We start from the raw sequence: 18,379 nt of genomic DNA, 5'->3' as shown, positions 1-18,379 counted from the left end.
GCCCCGTGCGCCCGCCCGACCACCTCACCTCGCCCCGTGCGCCCGCCCGACCACCTCACCTCGCCCCGTACCCAACCGTCGGCCTCACCTCGCCCCGCACACCACCCCCATCGACCGGTCACTTACGCAGCGACACGCCGCCAAAACCGCTGCTTTGGTGACTGGTCGGCGGTTAGGTGGGGGTGGCTCCGCAGGAGATGTTGAGCTCGGTCGAGGTGATCGAGGCGGCCAGGTCGGAGGCGGCGAAGGACGCTACGTTGCCGACGTCGGCCAGGGTGGCCAGGCGGCCCAGCAGGGTCGGGGCGGTCAGGCTGTCCAGGAGCTGCCGGCGATCGGCGGCGGGCATCGAGTCGGGCAGGGCCTCGCCTATTCCGCCGGACTTCAGCGTGATCACCCGGATGCCGTGCGGGCCCAGCTCGACGGCCCACTGCCGCCGGATCCCCTCCAGGGTGTCCAGCGCGATCTTGAAGCCGCCCAGGCCGGGCACGGTCTGTGGGCCGGACCCGCCGAAGGCCAGGATCACGCCGCCGCCCTGTTCGATCATGGCCGGCGCGACGGCTCGGGTGGTCAGGAACTGGGTTCGCGCCATCGTGGCGATCGGGTGGACGAACTCGTCCGGGTCGATCTCCAGCAACGGCCGCTGCACGTCGCCGACGCCGATCACGTTCGCCGAGATGTCGATCCTGCCCTCGGCGGCGAGCACCCGGCCGACGAAGCCGTCCACCGCCTCCCGGTCGAGGGCGTCGACGACGTGCGGAGTCGCGGCTCCGTCCGGGATGGAGTCGGCCACCGCGCGCAGGGTCTGCTCGGTCCGGCCGGCCAGGTGGACCCGGGCGCCGTTGCGGGCGAAGCCGCGTGCCATCGCCGCGCCGACCGGGCCGGCGCCGCCGTAGATCACGGCGATCTTTTCGGTCAGCATGATCATGCCGCCGCGGGTGCGAGACGGTAGTCGAGGGCGATCAGCCGGCCGTCCAGCACCTCGCTGCCGGTCAGCTCCAGGCCATGATCATCGACCTCGGTGAGGATCGGCTTGCCGCCGCTGCGCCCGACCAGCAGTGGGAACACGACCAGCGAGACCTGGTCGACCAGTCCGGCCCGGATCAGGCTGCAGCCGAGCGACAGGCTGCCGATCACCCTGAGCGGGTCTCCCGGTTCCTGCTTCAGCCGGGTGACGGCCGGCACCGCGTCCTCGGCGATCAGGGTGGCGTTGGGCCAGACCGGCGGCTCGGTCAGCGTCGAGGAGAAGATGATCTTGGGCATCCGCTTCAGTTCCTCGAAGCTGCCGCCGTCCCCCACCGCGGAGCTCGGATCCTCACGGCTGGCGACGATCTCCACCAGGTCCTGGTACGTCTGCCGGCCCATCACCTCGACGTGCGGTGCAGACGTCCGCGCATCGATCCAGCGGTCCAGGTCCGGGCCGCCGTAGCCGAAGTAGGCCGGGTAGTCCTTCGCGAACCCGTACCCGTCCACCGAGCAGAACAGCTCGACGCTCACGGTTCTCGTCATCTCTCCTCCAAGATCGTTTCGGGCGCGGCGAGTTCCTCGGCCTGCCGCTGCAGCCAGGTCTGCCAGGTGGTACGGAGTCGGGCGGCTTGATCATCGGCCCAGCCGTACACCCGGCCCATCAAGTTGATCGAGATCGGCCGGTCCAAGCCCATCGGAAAGCAGGACAACGCCCAGAGACCGGGCCCCGGGGACTCGGACCGCAGCAGTAGGTAGCCGGGTTCCGAGCGGACCACGACACCGGCCAGCTCGGGGGCGTCCGGCGCCGGGCGGAACCGCGCGCCGGGCTTCACGGCACCGGAGCCCAGGCCGAGGCGGCGGAACAGTTCGGCCGCCGGGGTGGCCCGGTCTGCCGGCGCCGGAGCGATCATGGTGATCACGTCGACCGGCCGGCCCGGCCGCCCGGCGAACGAGCGCAGGTACTCGGCCAGCACGACCAGGGCCATCCGCCACCCCTCCAGCGCGCCCTGGACCAGGTCCTCCCATTCTTCCCCCGCGTCGGCGAAGCCGCAGATCACCCGGACCACGCAACTGCCGCCCGACTTCGCCTCGACCAGGATCTCGGTGGCCAGCGGGCTCGGCGGACCCTGGTTCGGCTCGTCGTAGCCGAACGCGTGCGGCGGCTCGTAGCGGGTCACGGTCGTCTCGGCGTCGGGGCCGAACGGCTCCCGATGGATGATCATGGAACCGCCGACGGCCGGATCCAGGTCCGCCGGGAAGAGCCAGGCGGCCTGGCCCGGCCCGGTGGCGATCGCCTGCCACACCTGCTCCGGCGTGCCGGGCACCTCGATCTCCGTCTCGCCGTGGCGTCCGCGGTCCCCGCTCATGACGGCTGGTCCTCTCGCTCGGCAGCCGCGGGTCGCGGATGGACGGCGATCACCAGCCGGTGCCAGCGGCCGTTCGGCGCGCCCTCGTCGTGATATTTCGCGGCCAGCCGGGTGACCGCAGTGGTCAGTTCCTCGGCGAAGGCGGCCCGGTCGGCGGTGCTGGCGAACCGGAGTTCGGTGTCCAGTCCGTACACGTGCAGCCGGCTGCGGCGCCGCGCCGCGGTCCGGGCCAGTGCAGCCAGTTCCCGGATCAGTCGGGCGCCGAGGGCGATCAGGTACGAGGCCGACAGCCGGTCCCGGATCTGGTCGGGCCCGCCGCCGGCCGCGCCCAGGGCCTCGGGCGAGACCACGTAACCGGCCGCGGTCGCGACCAGGCGCCGTTCGGTCAGCCCGCCCCAGGTCCGGTTCTCGGCCACCTCGACGAGACCGTGCTGCTCCAGCTGGCGGAGGTGGTAGTTGATCTTCTGCCGCGGCAGGCCCAGCCGCCCGGCGAGTTCCGCGGCCGAGGCCGGCTTCCGCAGTTCGCCGAGCAACCGGGCCCGGCCCGGGTCTAGGGCGACCACGGCCGCCGCCGGATCCGCGATCACCTCGATGTCGTTCACGAGACCCAGCGAATCATTGACAAATATTTTTGTCAAGCGCCTGCAGCGCGGTGACCGGCCGGCCGACAGCGGTCCAGCCGGTGCGCGAAGTCGGCCAGGAACTCGTCCCGCCAGTCGCTGATCGTCCGCGCTCCCGGCCACGGCCCGAGTGCCGCGGCAGGGTCCTGGTCGTCGCACCACCAATGGGGATGCTCGGCGGCCGGGGTCCGCCACCGTTCCTCCGGCGGCGGCGCCGCGGTGAACGCCCCGGTCCGGCCGTCCAGGTCCGGATGACTGCTCTCGATCAGGTACGGAATGATCTTGGGATCCCGTGGCGCGCAACGGAACCGCAGCCGGTCACCATGATCGACGGCAACCGAGAACGGACCCTGCCGGCGGCCGTCGATGATCATCCGCGCGGTGTCGCCCGACCCGTAGCCGACCGGCCTGGGTAGCCAGAACTCCACCACGCCGTAGACCTCGGCGACATCGCCCGCCGTGGTGTGCCGTTCGAAGATCGTCTTCCGGCCGCCCCACAGCGGAATGTAGCGACCACCCCACGAAGCTCGCGACGGGTCCTGAGCCCCGTGCAGCAGCCAGCTGACGGTCGGGCTGTCACCCATCTTCACCGCGGGCAACTGCCGGGCGAAGAAGTCACCGAGCGCGCCGTGCCCGGCGGCGTGCCGGCCGACGAAGTCGCGCACCTGGTGATCACCCGAGCCGTCATCGGCGAAGAACCCGCGGTAGGTGGAGTTCGACTCGATGATCGACAACTCCGGATGCTGCGTCTCGAGATAGTCGTACGCGTCCACGCCCCACAGCTTGTTCGGCCCGCCGATGTAGTGCACCCGGAGCCGCGGCAGGATGTCGGGCGCATCGTGCAGGGCCTGGGCCAGATCATCGATGCCGCCCCAGATCAGGACGTCCAGCGGCCGCACGTCGTCCCGGCGGGCACAGCTGACGATCCAGTCCGATCCCTCGGTCGGGTCGCCGAAGCCCCGGTGATCGGCAACCTCCAGGGCTCCCTGTTTGATCACGGCCCGCAACGTGTCCGGCTCCGGATAGTCACCCGAATGCGTCAGCAGAGACGCGTGATCGGCCGCGTAATGATCAAGGACCGTGTGCAGGTCGGCGGCCCGGCCGTTGCCGTACGGCGACGAGACGAGACCCTCGATCTCCAACCGGTCCGCGTACAGCAGCAGATGGACCAGGGACTGGAAGTCGTCCGGGTCGGTCCCGCCGATGTCGGTCGAGACCAGGACCCGCGGCCTAGTCATCCAGCAGGTTGGGCAGCAGCGCCCGCTGCACGATCCGCTGCGCGGCGAGGGCGTCGTGCCGCGCCTGCGCGGCGGCCAGCGCCTCGACATCGAGGACGTCCAGGGCTCGGTGCACGCCCTTGAGGAACGTGATCGCCTGCCGGGCCGCCTGCACACTGTCCTCGCGGAACGGGAACTGATCAAGCTGCCAGACGCCCTGCCAGTTGTTCTTGCGCAGCGTGTGGAAGAACTCGAACGTCTCGATCAGGTGCACCGAACCGACCACCATGTCGTCGTCCCAGCCGCGCAGGTTGTCGTTGACGTCGATGGCGAACAGCCGGCCGTAGTCGATCGCCAGCTGGGCGGCGTCGGCCGGGGTCTCCTGCCCGTACAGGGAATGGCCGAAGTCGAGCAGGATGCCGAGGTTCGGCAGGCCGATCTTCTCGATCCCGAGCAGCGTCCGCGCCACACTCGGGAAGATGATCTTGATCCGCGGCTCGCGCGGCTTGTACTCGATCACGAACTTGATCTCCGGATGGGCCGAGACCAGCTCGGTCAGCCCGTCCAGCGCCAGTTGCCAGGCGTCGTGATAGTCCACCTGGAACGGGTAGTCCCAGCCGTCCTGGCCCGGCCACAGCTTCACGTAGTCGCAGCCGAGCTCCTTGGCCACGCCGGTGGCCTCGTGCAGCAGGTCCAGCGCCTGCTTGCGTACCGCCGGATCGGGGTGGGTCAACGACCCCTTGACGAAGTCCCGGGTGTAGATCTCCGGAGTGATCGCGATCGCCCGCAGCCCATTGCGTTCCAGCGCGGCCCGGACGTCGTCCAGCGTCCCGTCGAACCCGACGAACGGATAGTTCAGGTCGACCACGGACAGGTCGCCGACCGCGCCGGCCCGGTCGATCTGCTCCAGCAGGCCGACCTCCGGCCCGTAGCCGTCGGTGGCGTAGCGGTCCTTGTAGGTGGCGAAGTGCCAGATTCCGGCACCGAACGTCGGGAGCTCGGTCATCCGTTGTTCCTTTCGGCGAACCTGTTGATCTTGGCGAACATGTCCTCGAGCAGGAACCGGGTGTCCACCGACTCGCAGACCCGGATCGGGTTCCCGGAGCCCGGCACGTGGTGCCCCTCGGCACCGAACCGCGGCGCCGGCCGGACCCGGAAGTTCCCGCTGCCCGGATAGAGCATCAGGGCGATCGCCGGCGAGTCCCCCAGGGAACGGGACTCGATGGGCTCCGCGTGGACCCGGGCGTTCCACTCCTTGAGCTGGCGGACCAGATACTCTCCGAGCGGCCCGGCGCCCGCGATCTTGGCGTCCAGTTCGGCGTAGGAGACCGACACCTGCCGGTAGACGTTGTTCGGCACCTGCCAGACCGTGATCCCGGAGTCGAAGACCACGTTGGCCGCGGCGATGTCGTTGGACAGGTTGAACTCGATCTTGGAACCGGAGTCCAGTCCGGAGTAGTCTATGCCGCCGATCCAGATCACGATCACATTCCGCCGTACGATCTCGGGGTCGAGCAGGATCGCCGACGCCATGTCGGTCAGCGGGCCGAGAAACGCCACGTACAAGGGATCCCCGTCGCCGGCCAGCTTCGACTCCTCGATGATCAACCGGGCACCCGGCGAGTCAGCCGGAGTTTGCTCGTCCGGGATCGCGGCCGCCGCACCGTCGGCCACGGTGATCGTTCCGGTCATCCCGAGCAGGTCGAGCAGGAGATCGATCTCCTCCCGCGACTCCGCCATGCTCCGGTCGGACCGGCGGGTGCCGAAGTGCGCCGGGATCAGTCCACGGACGTCGAAGGTCGGCGACAGCAGCCCGTGCACGATCGCGAACTGGTCGTCGGCCTCGTTCTTGGCGTCGGAGTTGATGATCACTCGACGACGATCCGGCATTGCGCCCCCTGCCTCATTCTGAATAGATATTCAATATTGTATGCTTGCCCAACTTGATGATCTCCCGACCGTACCTAGGGCGTCAAGGGAGCCGACCGGTATCATGATCGACTTCGAAGCGAGGAGGTCGGCCCGTTGCCCGCAGCCGAGCCGGTGATCATCGCGATCGACCAGGGGACGACCAACTCCAAGGCGATCGCCGTTACGGCCGCAGGCGCGGTCGTCGCCCAAGGTGCAGCACCTGTCGAGGTACGCACTCCCGGACCGGACCGGGTGGAGCAGGACCCCGAGCAACTGTGGGATTCGGTCTGCGCCGCGGTCGCGGACTGCCGCCGGACGCCGACCGGTCCGGTCCAGGCCCTGGCGATCTCCAACCAACGCGAGTCGGTCGTCGCCTGGGATCGCGAGACCGGCCGGCCGTTCGGTCCGGTGATCGGCTGGCAGGACACCCGGACCGCCGAACGGTGCGCCCGGCTGGTGGCCGAACCCGGAGCAGACGACCTGGTCAGGAGCCTGACCGGGTTGCGGATCGACCCGATGTTCTCCGCGCCCAAGATCAACGAGCTGCTGCGGACGGCCGGCGCCCCGGTCGACCGGATCGCCGTCGGCACCGTGGACTCCTGGCTCTGCTGGCGGCTGACCGGTCATGATCACGTGATCGAGGCCGGCAATGCCTCCCGGACGCTGCTCTTCGACGTCGACCGGTTGATGTGGTCGCACGAACTGCTCGGCCTGTTCGGCGTTCCCGAGTCGGCCCTGCCGGCCGTGATCAACTCCGACACCCGGCTGCCCACCCGGACCGAGTTGCCCGGGATCGAGGGCCGGCCGGAGATCGCCGCGGTGCTGGCCGACTCGCACGCCGCCCTGTACGGGCAGGGCTGCACGGCGCCCGGCACCGCGAAGGCGACCTACGGGACCGGCAGCTCGGTGATGACGCCGGTGAACGACTTCGACCCGGAACCGTCGCCGGTGCCGACCACGCTGGCCTGGCTGACCGACTTCCCGACGTACGGCCGCGAGGGCAACATCGTGTCCTCCGGCGCCGCGCTCGCCTGGCTCGCTCCCCTGCTCGGCCTCGCCTCGGTCGCCGACCTGCTCGCCCTCGCCGGCTCGGTCCCGGACAGCGGCGGGGTCTCCTTCGTGCCCGCGTTCGGCGGCCTCGGCGCCCCGCACTGGCTCCGCGACGCCGAGCCGACCTTCGCCGGGCTGTCGGCCGGCACCACCCGGGCGCAGTTGGCCCGGGCCGCGGTCGACGCGGTCGCGCACCAGGTCGCCGACGTGATCGACACGATCACCGGCGAGGGGGTTGCGATCGATCAGCTCCGGGTGGACGGCGGCGTGACGGCGTCCACGCTGGTGATGCAGACCCAGGCCGATCTGCTCGGCCTCGAGGTCCGGGTGGCGCCGGTGCCCGAGGTGTCCGCGGTTGGCGCGGCCCGGCTGGCCTGGGCCAGCCTCGGCGCGGCCGACGCCTGGCCGGACCTCGATCAGGATCCGGCCGGCGTCTTCGCCCCGGCGATCGGCGCGGACGAACGCGAAGCCCGTCGCGACCGCTGGCGGACCGCGATCGGGTCGGCCCGACGGTGACCCTGCCGGAGCTCACCCTGCGCCCGGTCCGGATGGCCGACCTCGACCGGGTGCACAGCTGGGGCGCCGACCCGCGCAGCAGCCGGTACCAGGCCTGGGGACCGAACAGCGAGGCCGAGTCCCGGACCTACGTGAGCGAGGCGGTGGCCGCCTGGGACGCCGACCCGCAGGTCAGATTTCCCTTCTGCGCGGTCGATTCCGGCCTGGTCGTCGGGATGGGCGAGCTCAAGATCATCAGCCGCCGGTTCGACCGCGGGGAGATCAGCTACATCGTCCATCCCGATCTCTGGGGCCGCGGCTACGCCAGTGCGATCGCGGCCGCGCTGGTCCGCTACGGCTTCGCGGAGCAACGGCTGTACCGGATCGAGGGCACCTGCGACCCACGCAACCTCGCGTCCGGCGCCGTGCTGCGCAAGACCGGCCTCCGCTACGAGGGCCGGCTGCGCGGCACGATGAAGCTCCGGGACGGCCGGCGGGATTCCGATCTCTACGCGATCCTCGCCACCGATGATCAGCCGGTGACCAGCGCGTAGGCGAAACCGTCCCAGCCCTTGCCACCGACCAGTTGGAGGGCGGTGCCGTCCAGCCGCGGCTCGGCGGCGATCAACTCCAGCACGGCCCGGCTGGCCCGGACCGCCTCGTTGTCCGAGTCCGGGTCGGCGATGCCGCCGGCCCGGACCACGTTGTCGACGATGATCACCGAGCCGGGCCGGGTCAGCCGGAGCGCCCAGGTCAGGTAGTGGGAGTTGTTCGGCTTGTCGGCGTCGATGAACACCAGGTCGAACGGCTCCGGGGTCTCCTCGGCCAGCACCGGAAGGGTGTCCAGCGCGGCGCCCACCCTGATCTCGACCTGGTCGGCGACTCCCTTGCGGGCCAGGTTCGCGGCGGCAACCTCGGCGTGCCGCGGCTCGTACTCGAGCGTGATCACGCGACCCTCCGGCCCGACCGCGCGGGCCAGCCAGAGCGTGCTGTAGCCGCCCAGCGTGCCGATCTCGAGCACCCGGCGGGCGCCGATCGAGCGGGCGATCAGGTTCAGCAGCTTGCCCTGCGGTGGCGACACGTCGATCGACGGCAGGCCGCCGGCCGCGTTGGCCTCGAACACGTCCGCGTCCTGATCGCCGACCAGTGTGTCGACGAGATAATGATCAACCTCGGCCCATCCACGATCCGTCATGCGGCCAGTCTGTCACCGACGCCCGGAGCCGCTCGCGCGGGCTACCTGATCTTCTTGCCGGCCACGAAGTCCGCCACCAGGTCGTACAGTTCGCGGGTCTTCGGGTCCGTGCTGGTCGCGAACCGGTACAGCGCGTCGACACCCTGGTAGTAGGCGACGAAGGCGTCCTGGTAGCCGTACCGCGAGCCGCCGCGCAGGTACGCCAGCAGCCGCTCCCGCAGCGCCGGGTCGGTAGCGGCCCGCTCGTCGAACTCCACCTCGATCCCCATGCCGTACGACCTCGCGATGCCGGCGGCGTCCTCGATCCGGGCCGGGTCCATCTCCTCGAAGAAGTAGTTGGGCTGGAACGCGGCGGCGTCCAGGCCGACCTCCTGCCACTGGAACGCCTTGTAGGCCAGGAAATGCGGGATCCAGAACGCAGTCAGCCGATGATCATGGATGACCTCGGCGACCCGCCGGGCCTGCTCCGGCCCGTCCGGCCCGACGTCGATCTGCTCCGGCAGCCAGTACAGCCCGACCAGGTCCAGCTGCTCGTAGCCGGCTGCGCGCCAGCGCTCGATCAGGCCGGCGGTCCACCATCGGACCACCTTCTCCTGGTTGGCCAGCGCCTGCTCGCGGCCGACCGCGTCGGCGTTCAGGTTCTCGGTGATGCCGTCGCCGTCGACATCGCCGAAGTCGGTCAGGGTGCCGCCCGGGTTCGGGATGGCCAGCACCACCTTGGTCTTCCGGTCCGGGCCGGGCAAGGCGGCGTTCACCTGGCCGGCCGCCCGGTCGAGTTGATCAAGGTCGCCGCCGGGCGCGAAGGTCTTGTCCCGATACCACTCCCAGTCGGGCTGCCGGGCCCAGCCGGAGCCGAGGTCGACACCGGACGGGGTGAGCAGCCCGAGCATCAGGACGCCGTCGAACAGGCGACCGACGGGCCGGCCGTCGCGGTCCACCCGGGCCAGGTACGGCCGCAGTTCGTCGGCCGTCCAGTTGCCGCGGTCGTTGTCGTACTGCCCGTTGTAGATCAGGGCAAGATCACGGATCCCGGCCGTCGCCCGGCCCGGTTCCAGATAGCCGGGACGGTCCGGCGCCGGAGTCACGGCACCGTCGATCCGGCCGTGGAAGCCGGTCACCTCGAGCTCGTCGATCAGCTGGGCGGCGCGGGTGTGCACCGAGAAGCTGATCTTGACGAAGCGCCCGTACGCCGCCCGGGCACCCGGCCGGTCCGGCACGCCTTCGTCACCGACGCCCCAGGCGAACCACTCGTCGCGGGCCGGACCGTCGCCCCAGAGCAGCTCGGTCGCCTGCCGCCCGACCGTCGCCCACCGCCGGGGGGAGTCGGCCACGGCGAACGAGACGTTCAGCGGCACCAGCACCGAAGCGGACGGCCAGTCCTGCAGGAAGTGGGCGCGGATCCCGGTGATCGACTTCGATCCGCCGAGGTCGACCACGATCTCCCGGGTGCGACCTTTGGTACTGCCCACCCAGGCCGGGTCCGTCACATCGAGCGCGCCCAGTGCGCCGTCGGTCAGTTGCCGGCCGCGATCGGGCCGGTCGGCGTCCGGAGCCTCGGACCAGGTGTAACTCCGCCCGGCCGACAGGTCCTTTGGTTCGGCGGCCTGGGCCGTGCCGCCGAACAGCGGAAGTGCCACGGCCAGCGAGGCGAACAGCGCGACGGCGGCGCGCCACCAGGGCCGGCTCGGTCTCGTGGATGGGGCTGCGGGCATCGTTCCTCCTACGCTGGAAGAGGTGATTGGGCAATACCAATTCTGAGTACGGTAACCGTCGCGGCTCGGGCCGGGCAAGACCCGATCGGTCACCCTGGACTCGAGGGGCGCGCGTGGTGCTCCGCCTGATCCGGCCGAGCCCTGGAACAATCGCCGCCATGGTGGAAATCCTCGGGATCGCGTCACTGATCGCGATGGCGGCGCTGGTCGCCTACATCGCGCGACGGGTCCTCGGCGTGCCGATCGGCTGGCCACGCTCGATCCTGGTCGGACTGATCATGGTCGGTTCGCTCGGCACCACCCTGCCCTGGATCGCCTTCCAGTCCGGCCTGTTCGAGCAGAACGAGAACCGGGTCCCGCTCGGGCTGCTGTTGATCTTCGTCCTGGTATTGGCCTGGGGGTTCTTCCTGGCGATCGCCGTCCTCGTGGTGGCCGAGTTGATCATCCCGACTGGCACCATCCCGACGCCGTGGCGGGTGCTGCGGAGCACCCGGGAACGGTTCCGGAGGTTCCGCCGCTACGTGCAGGTGATCGCGATCGCCGTCCGGCACGGGCTCGGCGGCTTCCTCCGGCCGCGGGCCCGGGACCGGGTGACCGGGCTGGCCGCCGAGACCCGGACCGCCTCGGTCGCGCGGTCGCTGCGGCGGGCGCTGAACGACGCCGGGGTGACGTTCATCAAGATCGGCCAGATGCTGTCGGCCCGCCCGGACCTGGTGCCGGACGTCTTCGTACGGGAGCTGTCGCAGTTGCAGAGCTCGACCACCGCGCTGCCCTGGCCGGCGATCAGGCCGGTGATCGAGGCGGGGCTCGGCCGGCCGATCGACGAGGTGTTCACCGAGATCGACCCGGAACCGCTCGCCGCCGCCTCGGTGGCCCAGGTCCACACCGCCGTGTTGATCACCGGCGAGTCGGTCGTGGTCAAGGTGCAGCGGCCCGGTGCCCGGGCCCAGGTGACGGCGGATCTCGACATCGTCGGCCGGCTGGCCGACCGGCTGGAACGCGCCACCGGCTGGGCCCGCGAGCTCGGCGTCCGCCGGCTGGCCGAGGGGTTCGCCGCCTCGCTGCGGGAGGAGCTGGACTACCGGGTGGAGGCGGACAACATGATCGGCGTCGCCGCGGCCACCAGACCCGAGTCGGAGATCATCATCCCGCGGGTCTTTCCGGAGTACTCCGGCGAGACGATCCTGGTCCAGGAACGGTTGACCGGAACGCCGATCGGCAATTCGACCGAGACCCTGGCCGGGTTGACCACCGAGGCCCGGTCGGCGGCGGCCCAGCGGCTGCTCGGCGCGGTGCTGGACCAGATCATGATCAGCGGCGTGTTCCATGCCGACCTGCACCCGGGCAACGTCGTGATCGACGCCGAGGGCCGGATCGGGCTGCTCGACTTCGGCTCGGTCGGCCGGCTCGATGATCATTCCCGGGACGCGCTCGGGCTGTTGCTGCTCGCGGTGGACCGCAACAACAGCATCGCCGCGACCGACGCCCTGGTCGAGATCCTGGAACGGCCGCCGGTGCCGCTGGACGAGAAGGCGATGGAACGTGAGGTCGGCCAGCTGATCGTCCGCTACCGGTCCGGCACCACGACCACCGGCGGCATGTTCGGCAACATCTTCGGCCTGGTCCGCCGGTACGGGTTCGCGATCCCCGGCCAGGTCGCCGCGGCGTTCCGGGCGCTGGCCGCGCTGGAGGGCACCTGCCGGCTGATCGACCCCAAGCTCGACCTGGTCCAGGTCGCCCGCAGCCACGGCGGCGAGATCTTCGCCGCGGCCGCCAACCCGGAGAAGATCCGGCAGCAACTCGACTCCGAACTGCTCAACCTGCTGCCGCTGCTGCGCCGGCTGCCGCGCCGGGTGAACAAGATCAGCGAGGACCTGGAGCGGGGCCGGCTCAGCATCAACCTGCGGCTGCTCAGCGACGAGAGCGACCGGAACTTCCTGCTCGGCCTGGCCCACCAGGTGATCGTCGCCGTCCTCGCCTCCGCCGCCACCCTGGCCGCGATCATCATGATCACCGCGACCGGCGGCCCGAACCTGCCCGGCACCACGATCCAGGTCTTCCCGGTGATCGGCGCCTGCCTGCTCTTCGTCGGCTTCGTGCTGGCCCTGCGTTCCCTGGTCCTGATCTTCCGCCGAAGTTGGTCCAGCTGACCCCACCCGTCACACCTCACCAACTTTCCTGGCGCTTTACCAGGGAAGCTTCTGTGGTAAGGCGCCAGTTTTTCACGTTACGTGAAAAACTGACGGGTCAGACCGGGGGGACGCCGTGGCGCCGGGTGGAGAAGTGGCGGTCCTTGGTCGCGGCGGCGGCGAAGCGGGCGATCAGTTCGCGGCGGACGTCGGCCGGGCGGACGATCTGGTCGATCACGAGTTCGCCGGCCAGCCGGAGGATGTCGATGTCGAGCTCGTACTCGGTGCGCAGCTTCGTCACGTAGGCCTCCCGCTCCGCCTCGTCCTCGATCTCGGCGATCTTGTTCGCGTAGACGGCGTTGACCGCGGCCTCCGGGCCCATCACCGCGATCTTGGCGGTCGGCAGGGCCAGGCAGGCGTCCGGGCCGAAGCCGGGGCCGGCCATCGCGTAGAGCCCGGCACCGTAGGCCTTGCGCAGGATCAGCGAGACCGTCGGTACGGTCGCCTCGGCGACGGCGGTGATCATCTTCGCGCCGTGCCGGATGATCCCCTGCCGCTCCACGGCGCTGCCGATCATGAACCCGGGCACGTCGGCCAGGTAGAGCAGCGGCACGTTGAACGCGTCGCAGAGCCAGATGAAGCGTGCCGCCTTGTCCGCCGAGTCGACGAACAGCACGCCGCCCTTGACCGCCGGCTGGTTGGCCACGATGCCGACCGGCTGCCCGGCCAGCAGGCCGAAACCAGTCACCAGCTCGGTGGCAAACAGCGGTTTCAGTTCGAGGAACGAGTCGGCGTCGACGATCGCCTCGATCACGCCGCGGACGTCGTAACCGAGATGCTCGTCGGCCGGGACCAGGTCGTCGGCGAACGGCCGGGCCGGTTCTGCCTCGTCGTAGACCGGCGGATCGGTGCGCCAGTTCGCCGGCAGATAGGAGAAGTACGTCTTCGCCTGCTCGATCGCGTCGGCGTCGTCGACCGCGAGTTGATCACCGCAGCCGGACACTTCGGCGTGCATCCGGGCGCCGCCCATCTCGGCCAGGCTGACCTTCTCGCCGACCACCATCTCGGCCATCCGCGGCGACCCGAGATACATCGACGCGTTCTGCTCGACCATGATCACGACATCGCAGAAGGACGGGATGTAGGCTCCGCCGGCGGCGCTCGGACCGAACAGGCAGCAGATCTGCGGCACCTTGCCGGACAGCGCGACCTGGTTGTGGAAGATCCGGCCCGCTCCGCGCCGGCCGGGGAACAGGTCGACCTGGTCGGTGATCCGGGCACCGGCCGAGTCGATGAACCAGAACACCGGCAGGTCGGTCCGCAGCGCCTCCTCGGTGACCCGGATGATCTTCTCCACGGTACGGGCACCCCAGGAACCCGCCTTCACGCTTGGGTCGTTGGCCACCACCAGAGCGGCCCGGCCGTCGACCAGGCCGCGGCCGGTGATCACGCCGTCGGCCGGCAGGCCGGCGGCCAGCGCGTTGGCCAGCTGGCCGTCCTCGCTGAACGTACCCTCGTCGAAGAGCAGCGCGATCCGGTCTCGGACGAACAGTTTTCCTTGCCCGGCAAGCTTCTCCGCCGCCTTCGCGGTGGGCCGGAGCGTCGCCTCGACGGCCTCCTCGAATTCCGTCATGCGACCGGCAATCCGAGTCCGCGGGCGATCAGCAGCCGTTGCACCTCCGAGGTGCCTTCGCCGATCTCGAGGATCTTGGCGTCGCGGTGGAACCGCGCGATCGGGTATTCGTTCATGAACCCGTACCCGCCGAAGACCTGGGCGGCGATCCGGGTCGCGGTGACCGCCGATTCGGTGGCGTAGAGCTTGGCGATCGACGCGGCCCGCTTGAACTCCGAGCGATCATGATCAACGTCGTTCTTCCGCTCCGCGGCGGCGTAGACGAGCAGCTCGGCGGCGTGCGCCATCACGTCCAGATCGGCCAGCTGGAAGGCGATCCCCTGGCGCGATCCGATCGGCTTCCCGAACGTCTCGCGGGTGCCGGCATATTCGACGGCAAGATCACGACAGGCCCGGATGCAGCCGAGGGCCAGCGCCGCGATCGCCACCCGGCCATCGTCCAGGGCAGCCAGGAACTGGCCGTAGCCGCGGCCGACCTCGCCGAGCACCTGATCATCGGCGACCTCGACGTCGGTCAAGGTCACCGGGTGCGTGTCCGAGGCGTACCAGCCGGCCTTGTCGTAGGCCGGGCCGACCTCGAGCCCGGGCGTACCGACCGGGACCAGGAACGCGGTCACCTCCGCCGCGCCGTCGGACGCCGTGCCGGTCCGTGCGGTGATCGTGATCACCGAGGTCAGTTCGGTGCCCGAGTTGGTGATGAACTGCTTGCTCCCGTTGATCACCCAGCCGCCGGCGGTCCTGGTCGCCCGGGTCCGCGGCGCCCCGGCGTCGGTGCCGCCCTCCGGCTCGGTCAGACCGAATGCCGCCAGGGCTCGGCCGGCCAGCAGGTCCGGCAGGTAGCGCTCCCGCTGCTCCGGCGTGCCGAACGTCGCGATCGGGTTGCTGCCGAGCCCGACCGCGGCCGACAGAGTGATCCCGAGCGACTGGTCGACGTAGCCGATCTCCTCGATCGCCACGCACAGGCTGGTGAAGTCGCCCGCGCCGCCGTACTCCTCCGGCCCGGCCAGTCCGAACAGCCCGAGCTCGGCCAGTTCCCGGACCGCCTCCAGCGGCAGCCGATGCCTGGCGTTCCACTTCTCCACGTGCGGGGCCAGCCGGGTCCGCGCGAAATCGGCGACGGCGGCCCGGAAATCCCGGTGTTCCGGGCCCAGCCGGTAGGCCGAACCATGATCAACCGCAGTCATGCTGCCTCGCCTCCTCGACAACGCTGTGGATCGAGGCCGAGCCTACTCGCCAGTAACGTTTCAGGCGCGAAAGATCCTCGTCAGAGCTCGGTCTGGCCGGTGACATCCCAGAGGTGGTGGATCACGTCGTGCAGGAAGTACTGACAGAACGTGACCACCGTGAACTCGGCGCCGTCGGAGCGCCGCCCGACCCGCTCGTACTGATCTTCGGCGAGCCCGCGCAGCCGGGTCACGAACGCCTCCGCCGCTCCGGCCAGCTCGGCGGCCACCCGGTCCGGGTCCTGGTTGCGGTAGTCCCCGGTGACCGCGCTCTCGTCCTGGTCCCAGTTGGCGAAGGTGGGCTCGTCCTCGACCAGCATCAGGGCCAGCCGCGCGTCGAACAGCTGATACACGTCCCGAACGTGGGCGCCGTACTCCAGCGGCGACCAGACGTCCGGTCGCGGCCGGATCCCGACCCCGGGGCTCGAGGTCAGGATCTGCACCCACTCCGCGGCCGCAGCCTCGGCCCGGTCGGGCAGTTCCGCCATCGAGATCTGCCCGGCCGACAGTCGGCAGTCGGGGCACTGCCGCTGCAGCGTCCAGGTCCAGTCCTTGGTGTCCGGCTCGGGCTCCATGCCGGACAGCTTAGGCGGGCGGACCCGCCGGATCCGGAATTATCCACCGGTGCCTGTGCAGAAGTTGATCATTTCGGTGCATAACTCCGGGCGACGTGTGGACGGCGCAGTGGACAGCCGAATCGGAGCGACTTAGCGGTGTCCGAGGGGTTGCTAATGGCTGTCGGCGAGGTGTAGAAACGTTGCTACGTTCGCACCTGAGCGTGAGAACGTGATCGATCGGATCGGTCGGCCGAACAGTGGGACCCATGGGCTTCGGTCAAGACCCGCTGCGGCTCCCGGTGACGGGGAGTCGGGCTGTGCCGCTGATCGATCGGCCGGAGACGTCACACAACTCTGGCCTGGTGGGCCTCTCTCACTCATACTGAGGGAGGCCCACCCACTTTCATGATCATGATCGCGGCCCGGCGACGTCGAAGATCAACTTGGCGATGATCGCGCCGGACGGCACTACACTCCCCAATCACCAACGGTGGGGAGGTTTCGTGGCCATCAGCAAGGTGCTCGTCGCCAACCGTGGCGAGATCGCGGTCCGGGTGATCAGGGCCGCGGCCGACGCCGGGCTCGCCAGTGTCGCCGTCTACGCCGATCCGGACGCCGACGGTCTGCCGGCCCGACTCGCCGACGAGGCGTACGCCCTGCGCGGCAGCACCCCCGCCGACACCTATCTCGACGTCGCGAAACTGCTCGCCATCGCGGCGCGCAGTGGCGCCGACGCCGTCCATCCCGGTTACGGCTTCCTGGCCGAGAACGCCGGCTTCGCCCGGGCCGTGATCGACGCCGGGCTGGCCTGGATCGGGCCGCCGCCGGAGGCGATCGGCGCGCTGGGCGACAAGGTCCGGGCCCGGCACCTGGCCCGGCAGGTCGGCGCGCCGCTGGTGCCCGGCAGCGAGGGCCCGGTGGCCGACGCCGCCGAGGTCGCGGCGTTCGCCGCGCAGCACGGGCTGCCGATCGCGATCAAGGCCGCGTACGGCGGCGGCGGCCGGGGACTCAAGGTGGTCCGCGAGGCCGGCGAGATCGCCGAGCTCTTCGAGTCGGCCACCCGCGAGGCTCGGGCCGCGTTCGGCCGCGGCGAGTGTTTCGTGGAGCGCTACCTTGATCATCCGCGGCACGTGGAGACGCAGTGCCTGGCCGACCGGCACGGCAGCGTGATCGTCGTCTCCACCCGCGACTGCTCGCTGCAGCGGCGGCACCAGAAGCTGATCGAGGAGGCGCCGGCCCCGTACCTGACGACGGACCAGCATGATCAACTTCTGACCGCCTCGAAGGCGATCCTGCGGGCGGCCGGGTACGTCGGCGCCGGCACCTGCGAGTTCCTGGTCGGCGACGACGGCACCGTCTCGTTCCTCGAGGTGAACACCCGGCTCCAGGTCGAGCATCCCGTATCCGAGCAGGTGACCGGGATCGACCTGGTCCGCGAGATGTTCCGGATCGCCGACGGCGAACCGCTCGGCTACGACGATCCGCCGGTCCGCGGCCACGCGATCGAGTTCCGGCTGAACGCCGAGGACCCGGGCCGCAACTTCCTGCCCGCACCCGGAACCCTGACCGGCTGGCGGCCGCCGGCCGGGCCGGGCGTCCGGGTCGACGAGGGCTACCGGGCCGGCATGACCGTGCCGGGCAGCTTCGACTCGTTGATCGCCAAGATCATCGTCACCGGGGCGGACCGGGCCGAGGCGCTGCAGCGGTCTCGCCGGGCCCTGGCCGAATTGGAGCTCACCGGCATGCCGACCGTGCTCCCGTTCCACCGCGCGGTGCTCGAGGATCCCGCCTTCACCGCTGCGGACGGCCGGTTCGGCGTGCACACGCGCTGGATCGAGACCGAGTTCGCCGGCCGGCTCGCCCCGTCGGACGGCGTCGTCGAGCCGGGCGCCGAACCGGAGCCGCGCGAGACCATGATCGTCGAGGTGAACGGCAAGCGGCTTGAGGTGGCGCTGCCGGCCGGCTTCACGATCAACGGTGCCGTCGGCCGGGAAGGCCGGCCCCGGCGGCGGCCTCGGACGGCCGCGACCGGGCCCGCGGCGGCGGACGGCCACGCGGTCACGTCGCCGATGCAGGGCACGATCGTCAAGATCGCGGTGGCCGACGGGGCGACGGTCGCCGTGGGCGAACTGATCGTCGTCCTGGAGGCGATGAAGATGGAGCAGCCGCTGATCGCGCACCGGGCCGGGAAAGTGACCGGGCTCACGGCCGAGGCCGGTGAAACGGTCGCCAGCGGCCAGGTGATCTGCGAGATCGTCGACTGAACCAGGGTTCTTATGGCTTTTTAGGTCCCCGACGGTGGGTGTT

16 protein-coding genes are annotated in these 18,379 nt (G+C 70.4%); 4 read left to right on the top strand and 12 right to left on the bottom strand.

All coding sequences use genetic code 11. From position 1 onward, the window contains the following. Positions 1 to 172: 172 nt before the first annotated feature. From BKA15_RS25415 to BKA15_RS25385, 7 genes are read right to left on the bottom strand one after another with little or no spacing between them, the layout of a single operon-like run. On the bottom strand, positions 173 to 925 hold the full coding sequence (locus BKA15_RS25415) for an SDR family NAD(P)-dependent oxidoreductase (RefSeq protein WP_218871566.1): 753 nt from the start codon (positions 923 to 925) through the stop codon (positions 173 to 175). Then, positions 922 to 1,506 (bottom strand): dihydrofolate reductase family protein, encoded by a 585-nt coding sequence (locus BKA15_RS25410; RefSeq protein WP_179755578.1) that lies wholly within the window; start codon positions 1,504 to 1,506, stop codon positions 922 to 924. Before BKA15_RS25410 ends, BKA15_RS25415 begins: the two co-directional genes overlap by 4 nt. Continuing rightward, entirely contained in the window at positions 1,503 to 2,330 is an 828-nt protein-coding gene (locus BKA15_RS25405; protein ID WP_179755576.1) for an SRPBCC family protein, read from the bottom strand. Before BKA15_RS25405 ends, BKA15_RS25410 begins: the two co-directional genes overlap by 4 nt. Next, complete coding sequence (locus BKA15_RS25400; protein ID WP_179755574.1) at positions 2,327 to 2,932, bottom strand: ArsR/SmtB family transcription factor; 606 nt, start codon at positions 2,930 to 2,932, stop codon at positions 2,327 to 2,329. The genes BKA15_RS25405 and BKA15_RS25400 overlap by 4 nt, the downstream gene beginning before the upstream one ends. Before the next feature lie 32 nt (positions 2,933 to 2,964). Further along, entirely contained in the window at positions 2,965 to 4,188 is a 1,224-nt protein-coding gene (locus BKA15_RS25395) for a DUF1593 domain-containing protein (protein WP_179755572.1), read from the bottom strand. Beyond that, a complete protein-coding gene (locus tag BKA15_RS25390; RefSeq protein WP_179755570.1) occupies positions 4,181 to 5,173 on the bottom strand; it encodes a sugar phosphate isomerase/epimerase family protein in 993 nt (330 codons plus the stop codon). Before BKA15_RS25390 ends, BKA15_RS25395 begins: the two co-directional genes overlap by 8 nt. Then, entirely contained in the window at positions 5,170 to 6,039 is an 870-nt protein-coding gene (locus tag BKA15_RS25385) for a nucleoside hydrolase (protein ID WP_312879295.1), read from the bottom strand. The genes BKA15_RS25390 and BKA15_RS25385 overlap by 4 nt, the downstream gene beginning before the upstream one ends. Before the next feature lie 153 nt (positions 6,040 to 6,192). Here BKA15_RS25385 and BKA15_RS25380 point away from each other — a divergent pair, with 153 nt between their 5' ends. Further along, complete coding sequence (locus BKA15_RS25380; protein WP_179755566.1) at positions 6,193 to 7,644, top strand: FGGY family carbohydrate kinase; 1,452 nt, start codon at positions 6,193 to 6,195, stop codon at positions 7,642 to 7,644. Further along, positions 7,641 to 8,177, top strand: a complete 537-nt coding sequence (locus BKA15_RS25375; RefSeq protein ID WP_312879294.1) for a GNAT family N-acetyltransferase — start codon at positions 7,641 to 7,643, stop codon at positions 8,175 to 8,177. The genes BKA15_RS25380 and BKA15_RS25375 overlap by 4 nt, the downstream gene beginning before the upstream one ends. Here the strand turns inward: BKA15_RS25375 and BKA15_RS25370 are convergent. Next, complete coding sequence (locus BKA15_RS25370; RefSeq protein WP_179755564.1) at positions 8,156 to 8,818, bottom strand: O-methyltransferase; 663 nt, start codon at positions 8,816 to 8,818, stop codon at positions 8,156 to 8,158. The genes BKA15_RS25375 and BKA15_RS25370 overlap by 22 nt on opposite strands. Before the next feature lie 41 nt (positions 8,819 to 8,859). Then, on the bottom strand, positions 8,860 to 10,530 hold the full coding sequence (locus tag BKA15_RS25365) for a DUF4855 domain-containing protein (protein ID WP_179755562.1): 1,671 nt from the start codon (positions 10,528 to 10,530) through the stop codon (positions 8,860 to 8,862). Positions 10,531 to 10,688: 158 nt separating this feature from the next. On the opposite strand from BKA15_RS25365, the gene BKA15_RS25360 reads away from it, so the two are divergent. Continuing rightward, positions 10,689 to 12,680: an ABC1 kinase family protein gene (locus BKA15_RS25360; protein ID WP_179755560.1), complete on the top strand. Its 1,992-nt coding sequence runs from the start codon at positions 10,689 to 10,691 to the stop codon at positions 12,678 to 12,680. A 97-nt stretch (positions 12,681 to 12,777) separates the two neighbouring features. Here the strand turns inward: BKA15_RS25360 and BKA15_RS25355 are convergent, their stop codons facing one another. From BKA15_RS25355 to BKA15_RS25345, 3 genes are all read right to left on the bottom strand, one after another. Next, the gene (locus BKA15_RS25355) at positions 12,778 to 14,292 is read right to left on the bottom strand and encodes an acyl-CoA carboxylase subunit beta (RefSeq protein WP_179755558.1); all 1,515 of its coding nucleotides are present in this window, start codon (positions 14,290 to 14,292) and stop codon (positions 12,778 to 12,780) included. Further along, entirely contained in the window at positions 14,289 to 15,476 is a 1,188-nt protein-coding gene (locus BKA15_RS25350; protein WP_179755556.1) for an acyl-CoA dehydrogenase family protein, read from the bottom strand. Before BKA15_RS25350 ends, BKA15_RS25355 begins: the two co-directional genes overlap by 4 nt. 80 nt (positions 15,477 to 15,556) lie before the next feature. Then, positions 15,557 to 16,090 carry a DinB family protein gene (locus BKA15_RS25345; protein ID WP_179755553.1) on the bottom strand — a complete coding sequence of 178 codons (534 nt, stop codon included), beginning with the start codon at positions 16,088 to 16,090 and terminating at the stop codon, positions 15,557 to 15,559. Between the two features lie 431 nt (positions 16,091 to 16,521). On the opposite strand from BKA15_RS25345, the gene BKA15_RS25340 reads away from it, so the two are divergent. Further along, positions 16,522 to 18,336 (top strand): acetyl/propionyl/methylcrotonyl-CoA carboxylase subunit alpha, encoded by a 1,815-nt coding sequence (locus BKA15_RS25340; RefSeq protein ID WP_179755551.1) that lies wholly within the window; start codon positions 16,522 to 16,524, stop codon positions 18,334 to 18,336. The last annotated feature ends 43 nt before the right edge of the window (positions 18,337 to 18,379 follow it).

This window comes from Microlunatus parietis (genome assembly GCF_013407955.1).
Lineage (GTDB): Bacteria > Actinomycetota > Actinomycetes > Propionibacteriales > Propionibacteriaceae > Microlunatus > Microlunatus parietis.
The sequence above is the reverse complement of the archived record's forward strand: the minus strand, read 5'-3'. Positions and strand labels throughout refer to the sequence as shown.

Excerpts from the sequence above, each read along its gene's own strand:
- BKA15_RS25365 (WP_179755562.1), bottom strand. The coding sequence starts at position 10,530 with ATGCCCGCAGCCCCATCCACGAGACCGAGCCGGCCCTGGTGGCGCGCC.
- BKA15_RS25350 (WP_179755556.1), bottom strand. The coding sequence starts at position 15,476 with ATGACTGCGGTTGATCATGGTTCGGCCTACCGGCTGGGCCCGGAACAC.
- BKA15_RS25390 (WP_179755570.1), bottom strand. The coding sequence starts at position 5,173 with ATGACCGAGCTCCCGACGTTCGGTGCCGGAATCTGGCACTTCGCCACC.
- BKA15_RS25370 (WP_179755564.1), bottom strand. The coding sequence starts at position 8,818 with ATGACGGATCGTGGATGGGCCGAGGTTGATCATTATCTCGTCGACACA.
- BKA15_RS25415 (WP_218871566.1), bottom strand. The coding sequence starts at position 925 with ATGATCATGCTGACCGAAAAGATCGCCGTGATCTACGGCGGCGCCGGC.
- BKA15_RS25360 (WP_179755560.1), top strand. The coding sequence starts at position 10,689 with ATGGTGGAAATCCTCGGGATCGCGTCACTGATCGCGATGGCGGCGCTG.
- BKA15_RS25395 (WP_179755572.1), bottom strand. The coding sequence starts at position 4,188 with ATGACTAGGCCGCGGGTCCTGGTCTCGACCGACATCGGCGGGACCGAC.
- BKA15_RS25345 (WP_179755553.1), bottom strand. The coding sequence starts at position 16,090 with ATGGAGCCCGAGCCGGACACCAAGGACTGGACCTGGACGCTGCAGCGG.
- BKA15_RS25405 (WP_179755576.1), bottom strand. The coding sequence starts at position 2,330 with ATGAGCGGGGACCGCGGACGCCACGGCGAGACGGAGATCGAGGTGCCC.
- BKA15_RS25355 (WP_179755558.1), bottom strand. The coding sequence starts at position 14,292 with ATGACGGAATTCGAGGAGGCCGTCGAGGCGACGCTCCGGCCCACCGCG.
- BKA15_RS25410 (WP_179755578.1), bottom strand. The coding sequence starts at position 1,506 with ATGACGAGAACCGTGAGCGTCGAGCTGTTCTGCTCGGTGGACGGGTAC.
- BKA15_RS25340 (WP_179755551.1), top strand. The coding sequence starts at position 16,522 with ATGATCGCGCCGGACGGCACTACACTCCCCAATCACCAACGGTGGGGA.